The following is a 14,496-nucleotide window of genomic DNA, read 5'->3' as shown; positions in this document are numbered from 1 at the left end:
AGGTTACGATTTTTCCGATTTGCATTGTATGCCGGCCTTCCCTCCCATGGATTGAACGCCGGGGGAAATCACGAGGGCCGAGGCCTTCGTTCAAAGCAGCAAGACGTGAATAGCATCACCTAATCTTAGGTTCGGCGGCAGTCTATCAGCCGTCGCGATTGGAGGGACCGGTATGAGTTACGTGCTTCGACGGATATTGATGCTCGGCTGCATCACCACGTTCATGCCTCTGGCGGCGATGGCGCAGGGCGCACCGTCTGCCCCTCCTCCGGTCACCGTCGCCAAGCCGGTCGTTCGTGATGTCATCGACAGTGACGAATTCATCGGCCGCTTCGAGCCGGTCGACGAAGTCTCCGTTCGCTCGCGCGTTGGTGGATACCTGCAGGAAATCCATTTCCAGGACGGTGCATTGGTCAAGCAGGGCGACCTGCTCTTCGTCATCGACCAGAGGCCCTTCGTCACCGCGCTCAGCCAGGCAAAGGCGACGCTCGAAGCGTCGCAATCGGCTCTGGTCTTTGCCGATGCGCAGTATAAGCGCGCGCAATCGCTTGCCGCGAGCGGCAGCCAGTCGGCGCAGACACTGGATGATCGCCGCCGCGAATTCGATTCGGCCGAGGCCAATGTCCGCGGCGCGCAGGCCGCAGCCGATCGCGCTTCTCTCGACATGGAATATACCGAAATCAAGGCGCCGCTCAGCGGCCGCATCGACCGCCGACTGATCTCGGCCGGCAACCTTGTGCAGACCGACCAGACCGTCCTAACGACCATCGTTTCGCTCGACCCGATCGATTTCTATTTCGACGTCGATGAGCGCCGCCTGCTGAATTTCGCCGACACGGCGCGCAAAGTGGGCAAGGAACTCCAGTTGGGCGGTGGCGGGCTGGATGTATCCGTCACGATCTCGGATCCCTCTGCCAAACCATTTAAGGGAAAGCTCGATTTCGCTGAGAACCGGGTCGACAATCAGAGCGGCACCATTCGTCTCCGCGCCCGCTTTCCCAACCCCGATCTCGTCCTTCAGCCCGGCCTATTCGGCCGCATTCAGGTTGAAGCCTCCAACACCTACCAGGCCATTCTCGTCCCCGACGAGGCAATCGGTTCGGATCAGAATGAGCGTGTCGTTTATGTCGTCGCAACGGACGGCACGGTTTCGACCAAGCCGGTGCGAGCCGGACCGCGACTTTACGGTTACCGCGTGATACGCGAGGGCCTCGACGGCACCGAGACGATCATCGTCAACGGCCTGATGCGCGCCCGACCGGGTTCAAAGATCACGCCTCAGATGACCGAATTGCCGCAGGAGCGGCAGGATACTGCGCCCGAAACTGCCGGCGCGGAGAACGGACAATGAGATTTGCTCATTTTTTCGTCGACCGGCCGATCTTTGCGGCGGTCATCTCGATCCTTTTTCTCGTCGTCGGCGGCATTGCCTACACGCAATTGCCGGTATCCCAGTATCCGGAGATAGCGCCGCCGACCATCGTCGTGCGCACCTCCTATCCCGGCGCCGACCCGCAGACGATCGCCGATACCGTTTCGACGCCGCTTGAACAACAGATCAACGGCGTCGAAGACATGCTTTACATGTCCTCGTACTCCAGCGCCGATGGCGCCATGTCGTTGACCATCACCTTCAAGCTCGGCACCGATCTCGACAAGGTCCAGGTGCTTGTCCAGAACCGGGTTTCCATCGCCCTCCCCCGTCTTCCCGAGGAAGTTCAGCGGCTTGGGGTGACCACCGACAAAAGCTCACCTGATCTGATGATGGTGGTGCACCTGCTGTCGCCGTCGCACCGCTATGACCAGCTTTACGTCTCGAACTACGCCCGCAACCGCATTCGCGACGTTCTCGTGCGCCTCGACGGTGTCGGCGACGTGCAGATCTTCGGCGAACGCCAATATTCGATGCGAATCTGGCTGGATCCGGAAAAGCTCTCCGCCTATGGCATGACGTCAGACGATGTCGTCTCCGCCCTGAGAGACCAAAACGTCCAGGTATCGGGCGGCAAGATCGGTGCCCCGCCGGTAACCGGCAAGAATGCATTCGAATATACGGTACGAACGGAAGGCCGCTTCTCCGATGCGCGAGAGTTCCGTTATGTCATCGTGAAATCGACGACAGCGGGGCGACTTGTTCAGTTGCAGGACGTCGCCCGTATCGAACTCGGCGCGCAGGACTACGTCACCAACAGTTATCTCAACAACGACCCCGCAGTTGCTCTCGGCATCTTCGCCCGGCCGGGAAGCAACGCGCTCGACACGGCCCATCAGATCCAGACGCTCATGAAGGACGTCTCGCAGAATTTCCCGCCGGGCCTGGAATATCGCATTGTATATGACACGACCGAATTCATCTCGGATTCGATCACCGAGGTATACAGGACCATCGCCGAGGCGGCCATCCTTGTGGCGATCGTCGTTCTTGTCTTCCTGCAATCCTGGCGAACCGCAATCATTCCGATCATCGCCATCCCTGTATCGCTGATTGGCACCTTCGCCGTCCTGCTGGCATTCGGCTTCTCGCTCAACATGCTCACCTTGTTCGGTCTGGTGCTGGCGATCGGCATCGTCGTCGACGACGCGATCGTGGTGGTGGAAAACGTCGAGCGCAATCTGGCCCGCGGCATGACGCCGAAGCAGGCTTCCCATGTCACGATGGACGAAGTCGGAACCGCCGTCGTCGCCATCTCGCTGGTGCTGATCGCCGTGTTCGTGCCGACAGCCTTCATCCCGGGCATATCCGGCCAGTTTTACAGGCAGTTCGCCGTGACGATCTCGGTCACCACCGCGATATCGGCGTTGAATTCACTGACACTGTCGCCCGCCCTTGCGGGGATATTGCTGAAAACCCATGACCATGAAACCAAGCCCACGAATGTTGCATCACGCCTGGGAAGAGGTCTTGCAAATGGCTTCAATCATGGGTTCGATCGGCTGAGCTCCGGCTATTCATGGACCATTCGGCATCTGGTCAGCAGTTGGGTCGGCCTGACCGCGGCGATGGTCGCCTTCGTCTGCCTGCTCGGAGCAACCTGGTACATGAGCACCCGCGTTCCCGCGGGCTTCATCCCGACCATGGACCAGGGCTACGCGATCATCGTCATACAGCTTCCCGATGGTGCCTCGCTTGCGCGTACCGACGCCGTGGTCAAACAGGTGGGCGATATCGCCCGTACTGTGCCCGGTGTCGGCAACGCCGTACAGTTTGCCGGCTTCAGCGGCGCGACATTCACCAATGCCTCGAATGCCGGCGTCGTCTTCGTGCCCTTCAAATCCTTTGCTGAACGTGAAGAAGGCGGAGAGAACGCCAACAAGATCATCGGCGAGCTTTACGGCAAACTGCAAAGCATCCAGGAAGCCTTCATCATCGCCATCCCGCCGCCATCCGTGCGTGGCGTCGGCAATTCCGGTGGTTTCAAGATGCAGATTTCCGATCTTGAAAACGCCGACATGACGCGCGTGCTCGGTCTCGCCCGCCAGATGATGGGTGCGGCAGCCACGACCGAGGGACTGACCGGCGTCTTTACGACATTCTCCGATGCAAGCCCGCAATACTTCCTGGCGATCGACCGTGACAAGGCGCGGTTCTTGAACGTGCCGATCCCCAATATCTTCAACGCGCTTTCCATCAATCTCGGCGTCGCCTACGTTAACGATTTCAATGCGTTCGGCCGCGTCTACCAGGTCCGTGCCCAGGCCGACCGGCAATATCGCATGGACAGGGAAGACATCCTCGCCCTGAAGGTTCGATCGGCGACCGGCGCGCTGGTTCCGCTTGGAACGTTGATGGATATCCAAGATGCCAGCGGCCCGGCGCTTGTCCAGCGCTACAACATGTATGTCTCGGTGCCGCTTCAGGGCAATCCGACGCCGGGGACATCGACGGGCGATGCCATCGCGAAGATGGAAGCGCTGGCGGCGAAGATCCTGCCGCAAGGGACAACCTTCGAATGGACCGAACTCGCTTACCAGGAGACCCATACCGGCAACACGGCCGTTTACATCTTCGCCCTGTCTGTCGTCTTCGTCTTCCTGGCGCTGGCGGCACAATATGAGAGCTGGGTTCTGCCCTTGGCGATCATTCTCATCGTTCCGCTTGCGGTGCTCGCGGCGTTGATCGGGGTCTCGCTGAGAGGAATGGACAACAACGTCCTGACGCAGATCGGCCTGATCGTGCTGATCGGCCTTGCGGCCAAGAACGCCATTCTGATCGTCGAGTTTGCCAGGCAAGCGGAAGATGAGGGCAAGTCGCCGGTGGAGGCGGCCATCGAGGCCAGCCATCTCCGCCTGCGCCCGATCCTGATGACGGCATTCGCCTTCATCTTCGGCGTTCTGCCGCTTGCCATCGCCACCGGCCCGGGCGCCGAAATGCGCCAGTCGCTCGGCACCGCCGTCTTTTCGGGCATGCTTGGTGTGACGATCTTCGGCCTGTTCCTGACGCCGGTCTTCTACGTCGTGCTGCGCGGTTGGCGCCGCAACCGTCCGGCTGAGAAGGCGGTCGAGACCGTCCCGGTTGAGAGCGAGACGGCTTGATCCGCTTCGACAGGCGGCTGATAAGGCGAGAAATCAGGTTGAAAACAGATGCACCTCGCCCTGCCACAGGCGGGCGACGGTGAGCTTGCCGCTGCGATAGGCGCGCGTATCGAGATTGAGCCGTTTCGACCGTATGTCGGGCTCGTCATTCGGCGTATGGCCGTGAACGACGAGCTTCGGCAACGGCACCCGGCTTTCGAGAAAACGCTGACGGATGATGACCAGATCCTCATCCGTCTGCTCGCCCAGCGACAGCTTCGGATTGATGCCGGCATGCACGAAAATTACGCTTGGAGTCTCCAGCATGACAGGCATCGCCCGCATGAAATCGATATGCGTGTGTGGCAGCGACTGGCGGATAAAGGCATCGAGCTTTGCGCCGGAGGGAAAGACTAGCGGCAGATGCTCCGGATCGAGTCCATAAGATTTGAGCGACTCTGCCGAACCCATCCCCATCCACTCGTCATAGGAGATCCAGCCATCGATGTAGTCGAGCATGGCAATTTCGTGATTGCCGGTAAGGCAGATGCGATCGAAATCATCAGGCGGCGGCTCCATGAGATGCGTGATGACCCGGGCCGAATCCGGCCCACGGTCGATATAGTCGCCAAGCGTGACGATCAGCTTGCGACCCGGCAATCGAGCGGCATCGCGCAGGATCGCCTCTTCTGCTTTCACAAGCAGATCGTACCGCCCATGGATGTCGCCGATCGCATAGGTTGGGATAGCGGCAATATCCAGCCTCAGACGCGGTCTCGGCCGGCGTGCCATTTTCGAAACCTCGCCGTTGCGAGCAAGAGTGTCGCCCATCATGTTTCTCGATCAAGGAAGCCCCACTTCACCGTAAATAGAGTGGAGCACAAGGCAATCAAGCTGGTAAGAAAATTCAAAGCCTTCGGGTTTTGTAGAAAAACCGGCCTTATCATTCGTGGGCCAATCCTTCACTCCTGTACCTCTCGCATCGGCCCGAAAATCGGAGCGATTTTCGGAAGACACGATACGCGGAGTCAACGTGTTGCAGCGTCCGTTGCGCGTCTGAAAAGACGCGCGGCGCTGTAGGAAAGAGTGACCGATGGGAACGGTATCGCAGTTTCAGGATAAAGTGAGGCCTCCCGCACATCGCATCGAAAGTGAAGAGGAGGCGATATCCACGGCCCGCAGCCTCGCCGCCGCATTCCGGCGTCGGGCGAGCGAACGCGATATCAACCGCGTGCTGCCCTTTGCTGAACTCGATGCGCTGTCGGTCTCGGGACTGACGGCGATCACCGTTCCGCCCGACTATCAGGGGCTCGACGTGTCGAACGCGCTGCTCGCCGAAATCGTTGCAATCATTGCCGAGGCCGATGCCTCGATCGGCGAGGCGCTGCAAAACCATTATTGCGTCCTGGAAACACTCCGCACCCATGCCGGCGAGGATTTGAAGGTATCGCTGTTTACCCGTGCGCTGCTCGGCGACCGCTTTGCGGGCGCCGGCCTCACCGAAGGGGCCGAGCTTACCGCCGAAGGTCCAGGCTACCGCCTGAGCGGGCGAACTCGGCAGACGCCCGGCATTCTATTCGCCGACTGGATCGCGGCTGCCGCCACCGCGCCGCCCAGCCGCCCAGTGACACTCTACCTCGCATGCGATGCGGTAGGCCTGCAGGTGATCGACGATTGGGACGGTTTTGGCCAACGCACCAATGGCTCGGGAACGGCGATCATAGGCAGGCTACACGTCAATGCCGATGCGATAGCGCCTTCCCCCTCCTCCGGAAATCCGACCGGCATCTCGCTCGGCCTGCTGCTCAAGGCCAGCGTCAGCCTCGGCATCGCGCGGGCCGCATGGACCGACCTCACGACCGCGATTGACGATTGCACCGCCGTCCTTGCGCAGCTCGGCGAACGCGCCGTCCGCATCGAAGCGACGGCGGCAGCCTTGGAACGGGCTGGCCGCAAACTCGATATTGCCCAGGTCAACCCTGTGGAGGCCGCGATGGCGGACGCGCATTTCTCTGCCTCGGCGGCCGCGATCCTTGCAGGGGAAACGGCAATCGACACCGCAAACGCGCTGTTCGAACTTGTAGGGGAAACATCCGCCGGCATCGGGCTCAATCTCGACCGGCATTGGCGCAATGCCCGCATTCACGCTCTATCGCTGCCACGGGACAAGCTGGTGCGTTCCGCAGGCGAATATAGGTCGAAGCCCGGCGACGCCTAATTCAGCTGGCAGCGGAGACCGGGAATTGTTCCTCGGGGCCTTCGATGCCGCCGCCATCGGCGACGAATTGCTCGAGGCTCATATTGTCGAGAATGGCGGCGATCGCGTCACGAACATCGGTCATCGAGCGCCGCACCTGACAGGTTTCCGGATCGGCGCAGTCGTCGCAGGCCTCGTAAGCCGTACGGCTGGCACAGCGAATCGGCGCCAGCGGCCCATCGAGCGTGCGGATGACATGGCCGATGCGGATTTCGGAAGCCGGCCGCGACAGGGAATAGCCGCCGCCCGGCCCCTTCTTCGACCGCAGGATGCCGACATTGCGCAGTTCGAGCAGGATCGTATCGAGGAATTTCTTCGGGATATTATTGCGGCTTGCGATGTCATTGATGAAGGCGGTCTCACCCGGCGCCAGCCGCGCCAGATCCACCAGCGCCTTAAGCCCGTATTTGCCCTTTTTCGTCAGCATCGTCTTTGCCCTGTAGAAAACGCAGTATTTATCCTGCCAATAGCAGGCAAATAGCGTCAAAAGCGTGAACATACAACAAAATAGCTATTATTTATAGCTTATATCGGCAACGTCCACAGGCCCGCCCGGCAGTCTTGAGAAGAACCGACTTGCCGAGCCATTGACAGCCTTTGGTCAGATCGTCTTCAGCATGCCGCCATCGACGAAATAGGTGGAGCCGATGCAATAGCTCGCGCGTTCCGAACTCAGGAAGACGAAGACGTTTGCCAGTTCCTCGGGAGTGCCGAACCGTTTGGAGGCGGCGTGTTCGTTGGCGACACCCTGCAGATAGCCCTCCCAGTTCCCGCCGGTTTCGGCCGTCAACTGCTTGGCGGTCTTGATCCAGTCGGGCGTCAGGATCAGGCCGGCATTGACGCAGTTGACGCGGATATTGTCCTTGATGAGCTCAGTCGAAAGCGTCTTCGAAAACATCATCAGTGCCGACTTGCTGACATTGTAGATCGGCTCGTACCAGAGCGGCTGGACAGCGCAGATCGAGGCATTGTGCAGGATCACACCGCCACCGCGTTCCTTCATCTGCGGCGCAATTCCGCGCGCCAGCCGCACGGCGGCCATCACATGCAGGTCCCAATAGGTCTGCCACTTTTCGTCGGGCGCCTCCATCACCGTCTCGTTCGAACCGGTGCCGGCATTGTTGATGAGGATATCGGCGCCGCCTTTTTCGGCCGCCGCTGCAATGATCGCCTCGGTTCCCGCAACCGTCGCGACATCGGCGACAATAGCGGCGGCGCTGACGCCATACTTCTCGGCGATCCGGGCGGCTTCCGCCTCGAGCCGTTCGCCGCCACGGGCCGCCAGCACCAGATTGGAGCCCTCAGCCGCCAGCCCCTCGGAGATCGCCAACCCAATCCCGACAGAGGCGCCGGTTATGACGGCGGTCTTTCCCTTAAGTCCGAGATCCATATTTTCCTCCGCGCAAGCGGCCGGCGGTTCCGGCCTGATGTGCCGAGTGTTCCGTCAATGAAACCGGGCGTCAAGCACCCAAACGCCTCTTGCGGCAGTCACCGATCTGTCGCAGCCTGCATCCACACATAAGAGGAGTTTTCATGCGACGTTATTCAGCCTGTATAGAGTGGCTGTTTGCCAAAGAAGGCGACCGCTTTCCCGATCGCATCGGCCGCGCTCGTGCCAGCGGCCTGACGGCGATCGAATTCTGGCGCTGGACCGACAAGGATCTGGATGCGATCGAGGCGGCGCTGAAGGAAAGCGGCCTTGCCGTCACCAGCCTCGTTGCCGAACCGATGATCGCGCTGACCGATGCCGCCAACCGCCAGGCCTGGCTGAAAGGTCTTGCCGAATCCGTCGCCGTGGCAAAACGTCTCGGCGCGCCGGTCCTGATTGCCCAGGCGGGCAACGATCTTCCAAATGTGCCCCGCGAGGAGCAGCGCCGGGCGCTCACCGAAACGCTGAAAGCCGGCGCCGATATTCTTGCCGGCAGCGGTGTGCGCGTCGGCGTCGAGCCGCTCAACATCCGCATCGATCATGTCGGCTATTTCCTCCATTCGACCCGCGAGGGCCTCGACATCATCGATGACGTCGCCCGCCCGGAGATCGGCATCGTCTACGACATCTACCATTCCGCCGTGATGGACGAGCGCACGGAAGAGGTGCTGAAGGGCCGTCTCGACCGCGTCATCCACGTCCATGTCGCCGATCATCCCGGCCGCAACGAACCGGGCTCCGGCGGCATCGACCTTGCCCACCGCCTCGGCTGGATTTTCGCCAACGGCTACGACGGTTCGGTCGGCCTGGAGTACCGACCGACCAGGCCCGGTGCGGACGCAGTCAGAGCTGCGATCGCCTCGCTCGGCGGTTAAGCTTGAGCGACGTCAGCGCTCGGCGCCACCTTGCATGGGCCGGCCGAGCGGCGCTCGACGATGCGGGAGGCAATCATGACACGCCGCGCCGGCATACCGGGCAGGCGTGGATTCTCGATGCGTTCGAGCAGGAGCCGCAGGCCGACCGCCCCGCATTCCTGCCCTTCCATCCTCACCGTCGTCAGCGCAGGCGAAATCTGCGTCGCCGGCGAAAAATCGCCGAAACCGACGACCGAAATATCATCGGGAATGCGATATCCTTGGCCGAGAAGCTCGGAAACCACGGTCAGCGCCAAGCCGTCATGTGCGCAGAAAAAGGCCGTCGGCCGGATATCTTTTTCTGCCAACGCCCGGAAGGCTGCGCCGAAGCCGGCTTGTTCGTCGAAATGCATAACATGCAGCGCAACATTGCCATAACGTTCTGCGATCTCCCGGGCGCCGTAGTAACGCTCCTGGCGCCCCCTGAACCCCGGCGTGCCATAGACATAGACGATGGAACGGTGTCCAAGATCTACCAGATATTGGATCACCGCCTGCCCCGCCTCGTGGTCCGTTCCGGTCACTTGGTCGGCCTGTTCCAGCGGATCGACCCAGCCGAAACGCACGATCGGAACGCCCGTCGCACTCACCGCCACCATTGCCTCGCGGTCGTGAGGCCCAACGATGATCAGCCCGTCGCAAGCGCGCGCAAGTTCCTCCAACTGTCCGGCATTGTGCGTCCAACGCACGCGCAACGTCATGCCGAGCCGGTGCGCCTCGCGCTGCACCCCGTTCTGCACCTGCATATAGAGCTCGCTATTGACCGCATCGAGATCATGAAAGACGACTGCGACTTCACCAGCGCCCCCCTGTCCCGCGGGCCTGGTATAACCGAGACGCTGTGCCGTCTCGCGAATCAGCGTGCGCGTTTCCTCGCTGACACCACTCTTGCCGGCAAGCGAGCGTGACACGGCATATTTCGAGAGGCCGACCTCCCGCGCGATCGTCTGCAACGTAACCCGGCCCCTACTTCCCACCTGACACCTCGCTCTTCGACTGATCGGCGCTATCGCGCTCGCAAGCCAAAATATTGCACTAACAGAACATAACGCTTTACCTAACAATATCCAAATGTAATCTTTCCTATATCCCAAGCCCGACGGCAAAATTAAGAACAAGGGCGCGGTTTTCGGAGGAGACCCCTATGATCAAGCTGAAACGTCGTGCGTTTCTGGCCGGGACGTCGGCCGCACTCATATTGCCGGCGCTGCCGGTTTTCGCCGCCGACTTCAAGGAAGCGGATATTCTGAAAGCGAAAGTTTCAAGCGGCGCCCTGCCGGCCCTCAAGGACCGGCTTCCAGAAAATCCGCTCGTCGTCAAGCCGGTCGAGAGCGTCGGCAAACACGGCGGCGACTGGAACATGGCGCTGGTCGGCGGCGGCTCGCTGTCGATGCTGTTCCGCTACCAGGCCTATGAGCCGCTGCTGCGCTATACGCCCGATTGGTCCGGCGTGACGCTGAATGTTGCAGAGTCCTTCGAGGGCGACGCCGACTCCAAGGTCTACACGATCCGCCTGCGCAAGGGCATGAAATGGTCTGACGGCCATCCCTACACCACTGAGGACATCAAGTTCTGGTACGACACTGTCTTCACCGACAAGCGTGTCGCCTTCGTCGGCCAGGATCACTGGAAGTCTGGCGGCAAGCCGGCCAAGCTCGAAATCGTCGACGAACAGACCTTCAAGGTCACTTTCGACAGGCCGAACGGCCTGTTCCCGCTGCAGGTCGCCTGGGCGAACAGCGACCAGACGACGCGCACGCCGAAGCACTATCTCGAGCAATTCCACATCGACTACAATCCGAAGGCCGATGAGCTCGCCAAGCAGCGCGGCTTCGAAAGCTGGATCGCCTCCTTCCAGGCGGCCGCCGGTTTCCAGGACGACAATGCCTTCTTCCTGAACTCCTCGAAGAAGCCCTGCGTCCACGCCTGGATGTTCACCGTAGCACCCGGCGAAAACACCGAGCGCGCCGTCGCCGAACGCAATCCCTACTATTGGAAGGTCGATACCGAAGGCAACCAGCTGCCCTACATGGACCGCATCGTCTACCAGATGGTCGCCGACCCGCAGGTTCTGCTGCTGAAGGCCATGCAGGGCGAAGTCGACCTAATGGATCAGTATATCGCCACTCCGAACAACAAGTCGGTGCTCTACGATGCGCGTGAGCAGGGCGGCTATGATTTCTACACGTTGACCTCGACCGAAGCCAATGTGATGAATTTCATCTTCAACCTGAACCACAATGACGAGACCAAGCGGAAACTCTTCCAGAACAAGGATTTCCGTGCGGCACTCTCCACCGCACTCGACCGGCAGGCGCTGATCGATGCCGTGCTCGTCGGCCAGGGTACGCCCGCCCAGCCCTCGATTAAGAAGGAAGATCCGCTCTACAACGAGCAGCTCGCCACGCAATTCACGGCCTATGACGTCGACAAGGCGAATGCCATGCTCGACCAGCTCGTGCCGAAGCGCGACGACCAGAACTTCCGCCTCGATGAGAAGGGTCGCCGCCTCACGATCATCTTCGAGATCGACCAGGCCCGAGCCGTCTTCCTCGATCTCTTCCAACTGGTCATCCCGATGTTCCAGGCGGTCGGCATCGATGCGCAGATGCGCTCGATGGACCGGTCGCTCTGGGAAACCCGCGTCCGCCAGGGCCGCGATTTCGATGCGACGGCGCACCAGTTCGGCGCCAATGGCGGCGTCGCCGCCATGCTGGACCCGCGCTACTACGTGCCGACCGATGCCAATGCCATGTACGCACCGGCCTGGCAGCTCTGGTACCGCGACCGCGGCAACGCCAATGCCGAGGAGCCGCCGGAAGGCACGAAGAGCCAGCTTGCTCTTTATGACAAGCTGAAAGCGACCTCCGACGCTGCCGGCCAGCACGAGATCATGAAGCAGCTCCTTCAGGGTGCCGCCGACAACTTCTATGTCTTCGGCATCTCGCTGCCGCCGGATGGCTACGGCATCGTCAAGAACAACATGAAGAACATCACGAAGACCATGCCGAACTCCTTCGGCTGGCCGACGCCCGCTCCGACGATGCCGGAGCAGTTCTACAAGGTCTGATGGCCTTTTTCAATGATGCATGTCAGGCGCCGGCTTCACCGGCCGGCGCCAGCGCATAGCCCCGAAAATCGGAATCGATTTTCGGAAAGGATTATACGCAAATTCAAAGTGTTAGAGCGTCACTAACGCGTCCTTTTCGACGCGCGCCGCTCTAAGGCCCTTCTTTTGCCAATGATTGGATGAAGACGATGCTCGACGCCAGGAAACAGAACACCGATACGTTGAGGACGCCGGAGTGGTTCAAGACCGCGACCCGCTGGACCCAGCTGACCTTCGTGGAGGATGACCCGGAAAAATATGACCCGGCCTTCTGGATCGATGTCTTCAAGCGCACCAAATCGAATGCGGTCTGTCTCAGCGCCGGCGGCTATATCGCCTATTATCCGAGCGATGTGCCCTACCACTATGTGAGCAAATATCTCGGCGACAAGGATATCTTCGGCGCGCTCGTCGACGCCGCCCGCAAGCTCGACATGCATGTCATGGCCCGCGTCGACCCGCATGCGATCCACGACGACGCAGCCAAGGCCCATCCGGAATGGGTGATGATCAATGCCGACGGCACGCCGCGCCGCCACTGGGCCTATCCCGATGTCTGGGTGACCAATGCCTATGGCGATTATAACACCGTTTTCATGCCGGAAGTGGTCAAGGAGATCGTCCGCAAATACGATATCGACGCGATCTTCGCCAATCGCTGGCAGGGCCACGGCGTCGATTACAGCGAAGACAGCGCTCGCCGCTTCAAGGACATGTCTGGCCATCACCTGCCGAAGAAGCCCGATGCCGAGGATCCGGCCTGGCAGGCCTGGGTGCAGTGGCGCCGCCGTGTGCTGACGGACATGATCGCCCATTGGGACGATGCCGTGAAGGCGATCCGCCCGCATGCGAGCTTCATCCCGAACATGGGCGGCGCTTCGCTGATGGAGTTCGACCTCTCGGTCATCGCCAGGCATTGCCCCTTCCTCGTCGTCGACCATCAGGGCCGCAAGGGCCTTGAACTCGGCTGGTCGGCCGGGCGCAACGGCAAGCGCATCCGCGCCACCTTCCCCGACCGCCCGGTCGTGCTGATCACCTCGATCGGCCCGGAGGAGGAATATCGCTGGAAGGACGCCGTCACCTCGGGTGAGGAGATGCAGCTCTGGATCAATGACGGCACGGCCCACGGCCTCTACGCCTGGTTCACCAAGTTCAACGGCGTCGTGCCCGACAAGCGCTGGGTCGAGCCTGTGGCCGACGCCTTCGGTCTGCAGGCAGCCGTCGAGCCGGTACTGGAAAGCATGAAGCCGACCGCAGAAATCGCCGTCGTCGATCCCTCGACGACGCTGCGTCACTGGGCGCCGGAAGAGCGGCACTTTGCCGAGAAGCACGATCTCGGTCTCTATCACGCCCTCGTCGAAGCCCGCCTGCCCTTCGAACTGCTTTCGGATCAGGTGCTGACCGAGGACAACCTCGACCGTTTCAAGCTGATCATTCTCGCCAACGCCTCCTGCCTCTCGGATGTGCAAAACGCGGCGATCCGCGCCTATGTCGATCGCGGCGGCAGCGTCATCGCTTCCTATGAGACATCGCTGCGGGACGAGTTCGGCAAGAAACGTCCGGACTTCGGCCTTGCCGACGTGCTCGGTGCAAAATTCATCGCCGGCCCGCGCGGCATCGTCAAGAATACCTATATCGCCCTTTCCGGCGATCATCCGATCAACCAGGGTTATGAAGACGCCGAGCGCATCATGGGCGGCACCCGCCTCATCCACGCCGAGCCGTATGCCGATGCGAAGACACCCTTCCTCTACGTTCCCGATTTCCCGGATCTGCCGATGGAAGAGGTCTATCCGCGTGAGGACCCGAAAGGAGCGGCCGTCATCGCCCGCGAAACCGGCAAGGGCGGACGCACAGTCTATATCCCCTGGAATATCGGCGAGATCTTCTGGGAAGTCTTTGCTGTCGACCACGCCCGCCTGCTTGCCAATGCCGTCCACTGGGCGCTCGGCAAGACGCCGCGCATCGCCGTCAAGGGCAAGGGCGTCGTCGATCTGGCGCTTCGAGAAAACGATCATGGCCTAGCACTTAGCCTCTTCAACCTCACCAACCCGATGATGATGAAAGGTCCGATCCGCGAGAATTACCCTCTGGCTACACAGACCGTTTCGGTGGAGATTCCAGAGGGCCGATCGATGGCGAAGGCGTGGCTTGTCGTTGCCGACCGCGCCGCAAGCTTCACCCTCGGGAATGGCCGCGCACAGGTGGAGGTGCCGAGCATTGATCGGCTGGAGGTGCTGCACCTCACCTGGAAATGAGGTGATACGCGAGGAGC

General features: G+C 60.9%; 10 protein-coding genes. 6 read left to right on the top strand and 4 right to left on the bottom strand.

The genetic code is table 11. The annotated features are described in order from the left end of the window. The first annotated feature begins 172 nt into the window (after positions 1-172). Both HJB83_RS19685 and HJB83_RS19680 read left to right on the top strand, forming a co-directional pair. Complete coding sequence (locus HJB83_RS19685) at positions 173-1,351, top strand: efflux RND transporter periplasmic adaptor subunit (protein ID WP_207581567.1); 1,179 nt, start codon at positions 173-175, stop codon at positions 1,349-1,351. Continuing rightward, positions 1,348-4,533, top strand: coding sequence for an efflux RND transporter permease subunit (locus HJB83_RS19680; RefSeq protein ID WP_221132310.1), 3,186 nt, complete (start codon positions 1,348-1,350; stop codon positions 4,531-4,533). The genes HJB83_RS19685 and HJB83_RS19680 overlap by 4 nt, the downstream gene beginning before the upstream one ends. Positions 4,534-4,566: 33 nt before the next feature. On the opposite strand, the gene HJB83_RS19675 is transcribed toward HJB83_RS19680, so the two are convergent. Further along, entirely contained in the window at positions 4,567-5,343 is a 777-nt protein-coding gene (locus HJB83_RS19675) for a metallophosphoesterase family protein (RefSeq protein ID WP_221132309.1), read from the bottom strand. Positions 5,344-5,605: 262 nt separating this feature from the next. Here HJB83_RS19675 and HJB83_RS19670 point away from each other — a divergent pair, with 262 nt between their 5' ends. After that, a complete protein-coding gene (locus HJB83_RS19670) occupies positions 5,606-6,730 on the top strand; it encodes a monooxygenase (protein WP_221132308.1) in 1,125 nt (374 codons plus the stop codon). A 1-nt stretch (position 6,731) separates the two neighbouring features. Here HJB83_RS19670 and HJB83_RS19665 read toward each other — a convergent pair whose 3' ends face one another. Together HJB83_RS19665 and HJB83_RS19660 are read right to left on the bottom strand one after the other, a co-directional pair. Beyond that, positions 6,732-7,196, bottom strand: coding sequence for an Rrf2 family transcriptional regulator (locus HJB83_RS19665; RefSeq protein WP_207581571.1), 465 nt, complete (start codon positions 7,194-7,196; stop codon positions 6,732-6,734). Positions 7,197-7,370: 174 nt separating this feature from the next. Beyond that, on the bottom strand, positions 7,371-8,159 hold the full coding sequence (locus HJB83_RS19660; RefSeq protein ID WP_221159579.1) for an SDR family NAD(P)-dependent oxidoreductase: 789 nt from the start codon (positions 8,157-8,159) through the stop codon (positions 7,371-7,373). 143 nt (positions 8,160-8,302) lie between these two features. Here HJB83_RS19660 and HJB83_RS19655 point away from each other — a divergent pair, with 143 nt between their 5' ends. Beyond that, complete coding sequence (locus HJB83_RS19655) at positions 8,303-9,073, top strand: TIM barrel protein (RefSeq protein ID WP_221132307.1); 771 nt, start codon at positions 8,303-8,305, stop codon at positions 9,071-9,073. On the opposite strand, the gene HJB83_RS19650 is transcribed toward HJB83_RS19655, so the two are convergent. Further along, on the bottom strand, positions 9,070-10,089 hold the full coding sequence (locus tag HJB83_RS19650) for a LacI family DNA-binding transcriptional regulator (protein ID WP_207581574.1): 1,020 nt from the start codon (positions 10,087-10,089) through the stop codon (positions 9,070-9,072). The two genes, HJB83_RS19655 and HJB83_RS19650, sit on opposite strands and share 4 nt — an antisense overlap. A 167-nt stretch (positions 10,090-10,256) precedes the next feature. Between HJB83_RS19650 and HJB83_RS19645 the strand changes: the two genes are divergently transcribed. Next, positions 10,257-12,182, top strand: coding sequence for an ABC transporter substrate-binding protein (locus HJB83_RS19645; RefSeq protein WP_207581575.1), 1,926 nt, complete (start codon positions 10,257-10,259; stop codon positions 12,180-12,182). A 188-nt stretch (positions 12,183-12,370) separates the two neighbouring features. Beyond that, a complete protein-coding gene (locus tag HJB83_RS19640; protein WP_221132306.1) occupies positions 12,371-14,479 on the top strand; it encodes a family 10 glycosylhydrolase in 2,109 nt (702 codons plus the stop codon). Positions 14,480-14,496: the final 17 nt, after the last annotated feature.

The sequence above is a fragment of the Rhizobium sp. NZLR11 genome (assembly GCF_019685115.1).
Lineage (GTDB): Bacteria > Pseudomonadota > Alphaproteobacteria > Rhizobiales > Rhizobiaceae > Rhizobium.
The sequence above is the reverse complement of the archived record's forward strand: the minus strand, read 5'-3'. Positions and strand labels throughout refer to the sequence as shown.

Excerpts from the sequence above, each read along its gene's own strand:
- HJB83_RS19685 (WP_207581567.1), top strand. The coding sequence starts at position 173 with ATGAGTTACGTGCTTCGACGGATATTGATGCTCGGCTGCATCACCACG.
- HJB83_RS19680 (WP_221132310.1), top strand. The coding sequence starts at position 1,348 with ATGAGATTTGCTCATTTTTTCGTCGACCGGCCGATCTTTGCGGCGGTC.
- HJB83_RS19675 (WP_221132309.1), bottom strand. The coding sequence starts at position 5,343 with ATGGGCGACACTCTTGCTCGCAACGGCGAGGTTTCGAAAATGGCACGC.
- HJB83_RS19670 (WP_221132308.1), top strand. The coding sequence starts at position 5,606 with ATGGGAACGGTATCGCAGTTTCAGGATAAAGTGAGGCCTCCCGCACAT.
- HJB83_RS19665 (WP_207581571.1), bottom strand. The coding sequence starts at position 7,196 with ATGCTGACGAAAAAGGGCAAATACGGGCTTAAGGCGCTGGTGGATCTG.
- HJB83_RS19660 (WP_221159579.1), bottom strand. The coding sequence starts at position 8,159 with ATGGATCTCGGACTTAAGGGAAAGACCGCCGTCATAACCGGCGCCTCT.
- HJB83_RS19655 (WP_221132307.1), top strand. The coding sequence starts at position 8,303 with ATGCGACGTTATTCAGCCTGTATAGAGTGGCTGTTTGCCAAAGAAGGC.
- HJB83_RS19645 (WP_207581575.1), top strand. The coding sequence starts at position 10,257 with ATGATCAAGCTGAAACGTCGTGCGTTTCTGGCCGGGACGTCGGCCGCA.
- HJB83_RS19640 (WP_221132306.1), top strand. The coding sequence starts at position 12,371 with ATGCTCGACGCCAGGAAACAGAACACCGATACGTTGAGGACGCCGGAG.